A 5882-nucleotide genomic window follows, 5' to 3' on the forward strand; every position below is an offset into this window, starting at 1 on the left:
GCAGGGAACGGCGGTTTCGTTTCTTTCTTTGCTGGTCGCCAACATGGTTCGGACGTCTGGTCTCCCGGTAGGTAAAATCGGGAAGGGCTGGTTGTCCGCCAAATTTGTTTGGCGGTTCTTTGACATTGTTAGTTTAGATGAAGGGACATGTGGGCGACGGCGCCCGGTTCTGAGGGTCTTTGGGCCTCGGAAACCGGTAACCAAGTCGATGCCAGAGCATGTCCTAACGTAACCATACGTTTGACAAGTGCAGGTATCGGCTCCCGAAGTTAGGTATCGCGCGGTTGGCGGGATTTCCCGTGCCGTGAGATATTTTGACAAAACTTGAGAGTTTGATCCTGGCTCAGAACGAACGCTGGCGGCATGCCTAACACATGCAAGTCGAACGAGACCTTCGGGTCTAGTGGCGCACGGGTGCGTAACGCGTGGGAATCTGCCCTTTGCTTCGGAATAACAGTTAGAAATGACTGCTAATACCGGATGATGTCTTCGGACCAAAGATTTATCGGCAAAGGATGAGCCCGCGTAGGATTAGGTAGTTGGTGGGGTAAAGGCCTACCAAGCCGACGATCCTTAGCTGGTCTGAGAGGATGATCAGCCACACTGGGACTGAGACACGGCCCAGACTCCTACGGGAGGCAGCAGTGGGGAATATTGGACAATGGGCGAAAGCCTGATCCAGCAATGCCGCGTGAGTGATGAAGGCCTTCGGGTCGTAAAGCTCTTTTACCAGGGATGATAATGACAGTACCTGGAGAATAAGCTCCGGCTAACTCCGTGCCAGCAGCCGCGGTAATACGGAGGGAGCTAGCGTTGTTCGGAATTACTGGGCGTAAAGAGTACGTAGGCGGTTATTCAAGTCAGAGGTGAAAGCCCGGGGCTCAACCCCGGAACTGCCTTTGAAACTAGATAACTAGAGTCTTGGAGAGGTTAGTGGAATTCCGAGTGTAGAGGTGAAATTCGTAGATATTCGGAAGAACACCAGTGGCGAAGGCGACTAACTGGACAAGTACTGACGCTGAGGTACGAAAGCGTGGGGAGCAAACAGGATTAGATACCCTGGTAGTCCACGCCGTAAACGATGATAACTAGTTGTTCGGTCACTTGGTGACTGAGTGACGCAGCTAACGCATTAAGTTATCCGCCTGGGGAGTACGGTCGCAAGATTAAAACTCAAAGGAATTGACGGGGGCCTGCACAAGCGGTGGAGCATGTGGTTTAATTCGAAGCAACGCGCAGAACCTTACCAGCGTTTGACATCCCGCGCTACCCAGAGAGATTTGGGGTTCCCTTCGGGGACGCGGTGACAGGTGCTGCATGGCTGTCGTCAGCTCGTGTCGTGAGATGTTGGGTTAAGTCCCGCAACGAGCGCAACCCTCGTCCTTAGTTGCCATCATTCAGTTGGGCACTCTAAGGAAACCGCCGGTGATAAGCCGGAGGAAGGTGGGGATGACGTCAAGTCCTCATGGCCCTTACACGCTGGGCTACACACGTGCTACAATGGCGGTGACAGTGGGCAGCAAACTCGCGAGGGTGAGCTAATCTCCAAAAGCCGTCTCAGTTCGGATTGTTCTCTGCAACTCGAGAGCATGAAGGCGGAATCGCTAGTAATCGCGGATCAGCATGCCGCGGTGAATACGTTCCCAGGCCTTGTACACACCGCCCGTCACACCATGGGAGTTGGTTTCACCCGAAGGCAGTGCGCTAACCGCAAGGAGGCAGCTGACCACGGTGGGATCAGCGACTGGGGTGAAGTCGTAACAAGGTAGCCGTAGGGGAACCTGCGGCTGGATCACCTCCTTTCTAAGGATCGATCGGAAAGCGCCTGGCCTTGAGCTGGGAAGGGCTTCCCATCTTTTCAAAGAACATGCCGTCGTCCTCATGTCCCTTCATCACTGGAGATTAGCGCAGCATCTGGCTGCGTTATGAGCCTGAGCTGGCTATCAGCCGCCCGCGGCGCGCCCTAGGGGTGTTTGCCAGCTTTTGGTGCGGTATGGGCCGGTAGCTCAGGTGGTTAGAGCGCACGCCTGATAAGCGTGAGGTCGCAAGTTCAACTCTTGCTCGGCCCACCATCCGCACTCTTGGCGAAATGGTAGGGGGCCTTAGCTCAGCTGGGAGAGCACCTGCTTTGCAAGCAGGGGGTCATCGGTTCGATCCCGATAGGCTCCACCATGCCTGAGGTTAGCGCCTCGAACGAACTCCAGAGATGAAGACACGATATCCGATCTTACGATCGGTCAGCGGGGATTGTCCTCGCGCTTCTTTGACATTGTGAATGGGTTTTTAATCGATGCCGTGGTGCATTGGTGTGTGGTTCAAGGACCACATGCGGATGCGTCACTTACAGATGTTGTAAATCTGGCTGAGATTATTCGTCCACGCCTAGAAACGGCGACAGTATATGCAAGGCTGTCGTTGATGGTGTGGATTCTCAAGCGTGAGGTAAGAGCATTTGGTGGATGCCTTGGCATGTACAGGCGATGAAGGACGTGGCACGCTGCGATAAGCGTCGGGGAGTTGTGAGCAAACTTTGATCCGGCGATTTCCGAATGGGGAAACCCACCTTCACCATTTCTTCCATGTTCCGAGTGATCGGGATGCGGGAGAGGTGGATTAGGTATCACCGAGCTGAATAAAATAGGCTTGGTGAAGCGAACCCGGGGAACTGAAACATCTCAGTACCTGGAGGAAAAGACATCAACCGAGATTCCGTTAGTAGTGGCGAGCGAACGCGGACCAGGCCAGTGCCTCATCTTCAACTAGCAGAACACTTTGGAAAGAGTGGCCATAGCGGGTGACAGCCCCGTATGCGAAAGTGATGGATGAGGACTCGAGTAGGGCGGGACACGTGTAATCCTGTCTGAACATGGGGGGACCACCCTCCAAGCCTAAATACTCGTACATGACCGATAGCGAACCAGTACCGTGAGGGAAAGGTGAAAAGCACCCCGATGAGGGGAGTGAAACAGTACCTGAAACCGAATGCTTACAAGCAGTAGGAGCCTCTTTAGGGGGTGACTGCGTACCTCTTGCATAATGGGTCAGTGACTTAGTTTATCATGCGAGCTTAAGCCGGTAGGTGTAGGCGCAGCGAAAGCGAGTCTGAATAGGGCGCTAGAGTATGATGAATTAGACCCGAAACCCGGTGATCTAGGCATGACCAGGCTGAAGGTGCGGTAACACGCACTGGAGGGCCGAACCGTTGAATGTTGAAAAATTCTCGGATGAGTTGTGTTTAGGGGTGAAAGGCCAATCAAACCGGGAAATAGCTGGTTCTCCGCGAAATCTATTGAGGTAGAGCGTCGGATGTATGCCGATGGGGGTAGAGCACTGGATGGGCTAGGGGGTCGCGAGATCTACCAAACCTAACCAAACTCCGAATACCATCGAGTCTTATCCGGCAGACAGACGGCGGGTGCTAAGGTCCGTCGTCAAAAGGGAAACAGCCCTAACCTACAGCTAAGGTCCCCAAGTCATCACTAAGTGGGAAAGCATGTGGGATTTCCAAAACAACCAGGAGGTTGGCTTAGAAGCAGCCATCCTTTAAAGAAAGCGTAACAGCTCACTGGTCTAAATAAGAGATCCTGCGGCGAAGATGTATCGGGGCTAAAGTGATGCACCGAAGCTTAGGGTTCAGTCTTTGACTGAGCGGTAGCGGAGCGTTCCGTAGGCCTGTGAAGCGATCTGGTAATGGGTCGTGGAGGTATCGGAAGTGCGAATGCTGACATGAGTAGCGACAAAGAGGGTGAGATGCCCTCTCGCCGAAAGACCAAGGGTTCCTGCTTAAAGCTAATCTGAGCAGGGTGAGCCGGCCCCTAAGACGAGCCCGAAGGGGGTAGTCGATGGGAACCACGTTAATATTCGTGGGCCTGGTGGTGTGTGACGGATCATGTGTATTGTCACTCCTTAACGGATTGGAGTGGCTTTGAAATGGTTCCAGGAAATAGCCCCACCGTATAGACCGTACCCGAAACCGACACAGGTGGTCTGGTAGAGTATACCAAGGCGCTTGAGAGAAGTATCCTGAAGGAACTCGGCAAATTGCCTCCGTACCTTCGGAAGAAGGAGGCCCCACATATGCGCAAGCACTTGTGGGGGGCACAGGCCAGGGGGTAGCGACTGTTTAGCAAAAACACAGGACTCTGCTAAGTCGGCTTCAAGACGACGTATAGGGTCTGACGCCTGCCCGGTGCTCGAAGGTTAAGAGGAGGAGTGCAAGCTCCGAATTGAAGCCCGAGTAAACGGCGGCCGTAACTATAACGGTCCTAAGGTAGCGAAATTCCTTGTCGGGTAAGTTCCGACCTGCACGAATGGCGTAACGACTTCCCCACTGTCTCCAGGATATGCTCAGCGAAATTGAATTCTCCGTGAAGATGCGGAGTACCCGCGGTTAGACGGAAAGACCCCGTGCACCTTTACTGCAGCTTCAGAGTGGCATTAGGAAAGAATTGTGTAGCATAGGTGGGAGGCTTTGAAGCACCGGCGCCAGCTGGTGTGGAGCCATAGGTGAAATACCACCCTGTTGTTTTCTGATGTCTAACCCAGAACCGTTATCCGGTTCGGGGACCCTCTGTGGCGGGTAGTTTGACTGGGGCGGTCGCCTCCTAAAGAGTAACGGAGGCGCGCGATGGTAGGCTCAGGACGGTTGGAAACCGTCTGTTAGAGTGCAATGGCATAAGCCTGCCTGACTGCGAGACTGACGAGTCGAGCAGAGACGAAAGTCGGTCATAGTGATCCGGTGGTCCCTCGTGGAAGGGCCATCGCTCAACGGATAAAAGGTACGCCGGGGATAACAGGCTGATGATTCCCAAGAGCTCATATCGACGGAATCGTTTGGCACCTCGATGTCGGCTCATCACATCCTGGGGCTGGAGCAGGTCCCAAGGGTTTGGCTGTTCGCCAATTAAAGTGGTACGTGAGCTGGGTTCAGAACGTCGCGAGACAGTTTGGTCCCTATCTGCCGTGGGCGTCGATACTTGAGAGGAGTTGCCCCTAGTACGAGAGGACCGGGGTGAACATGCCTCTGGTGTACCTGTCATTCCGCCAGGAGTGCAGCAGGGTAGCTATGCATGGACGGGATAACCGCTGAAAGCATCTAAGCGGGAAGCCTCCCTCAAGATTAGGTATCATCGAGTCGTGGTAGACCACCACGTTGATAGGCCGGGTGTGGAAGTGCGGTAACGCATGAAGCTAACCGGTCCTAATAACTCTGTTCATGCTTGAGAATTCCACCATCAATGACAGCTTTGCTGATCAGTGACGGGCGAATTGCTCGGCCGGAACAACGCCGAAACCAGCATCGATTAAAAACCCGATATGCGCCTGCTTCATTGCTTGGTGACCATAGCGTCTGTGCCCCACCCGATCCCATCTCGAACTCGGCCGTGAAACCGGACTGCGCCAATGGTACTAACGCTCAAGCGTTGGAAGAGTAGGTCGTCGCCAGGCATTGAAGCCGGCGCATATCGTGGCAAAACCCATTCACATGTCAAAACAGCCGCTGCCGGACGTATCCGAGCGGCGGCTTTTTTGTCTCTGGCCACCACGCCAGAGATCCGGTGACGCGGGGTGGAGCAGTCCGGTAGCTCGTCAGGCTCATAACCTGAAGGTCGCAGGTTCAAATCCTGCCCCCGCAACCAAGCACAACAGCCCCGGCCCGAAAGGACGCGGGGCTTTTTGCTGTCCAGCCCTCGCGCCGCAATCAAAAACACCGCCCCATACCGCCCGCCCCATACCGCCACGCCCGGTGCCCGCCGGCGCAGCGGCAAACCAGGGGCGGCACGCCCGCCCCGCAGAACCACCCTGCCTTCCACCGCCGCCAAACCCTCGGCCTGAATAGGCAGCCAAACAATCCGAAAAACCCCAATCAGGCGGGAAAGGAC

At 54.7% G+C, this 5882-nt stretch carries 3 tRNA genes and 3 rRNA genes; all 6 read left to right on the top strand.

Going from position 1 to position 5882, the window contains the following annotated elements:
- Window positions 1–320 precede the first annotated feature (320 nt).
- Window positions 321–1803: ribosomal RNA gene (locus AQZ52_RS07850) — 16S ribosomal RNA — on the top strand.
- A 192-nt stretch (window positions 1804–1995) separates the two neighbouring features.
- Window positions 1996–2072, top strand: a tRNA-Ile gene (locus tag AQZ52_RS07855).
- 24 nt (window positions 2073–2096) lie between these two features.
- Window positions 2097–2172, top strand: a tRNA-Ala gene (locus AQZ52_RS07860).
- Between the two features lie 260 nt (window positions 2173–2432).
- Window positions 2433–5224, top strand: a 23S ribosomal RNA gene (locus tag AQZ52_RS07865).
- Window positions 5225–5333: 109 nt separating this feature from the next.
- Window positions 5334–5448 (top strand): 5S ribosomal RNA (rrf, locus tag AQZ52_RS07870).
- The 16S, 23S and 5S rRNA genes sit together here with 3 tRNA genes alongside, the layout of an rRNA operon.
- A 114-nt stretch (window positions 5449–5562) precedes the next feature.
- A tRNA-Met gene (locus AQZ52_RS07875) sits at window positions 5563–5639 on the top strand.
- Window positions 5640–5882: the final 243 nt, after the last annotated feature.

Origin of the sequence: Novosphingobium fuchskuhlense (assembly GCF_001519075.1) — a bacterium.
In the GTDB taxonomy this organism is placed as follows: domain Bacteria; phylum Pseudomonadota; class Alphaproteobacteria; order Sphingomonadales; family Sphingomonadaceae; genus Novosphingobium; species Novosphingobium fuchskuhlense.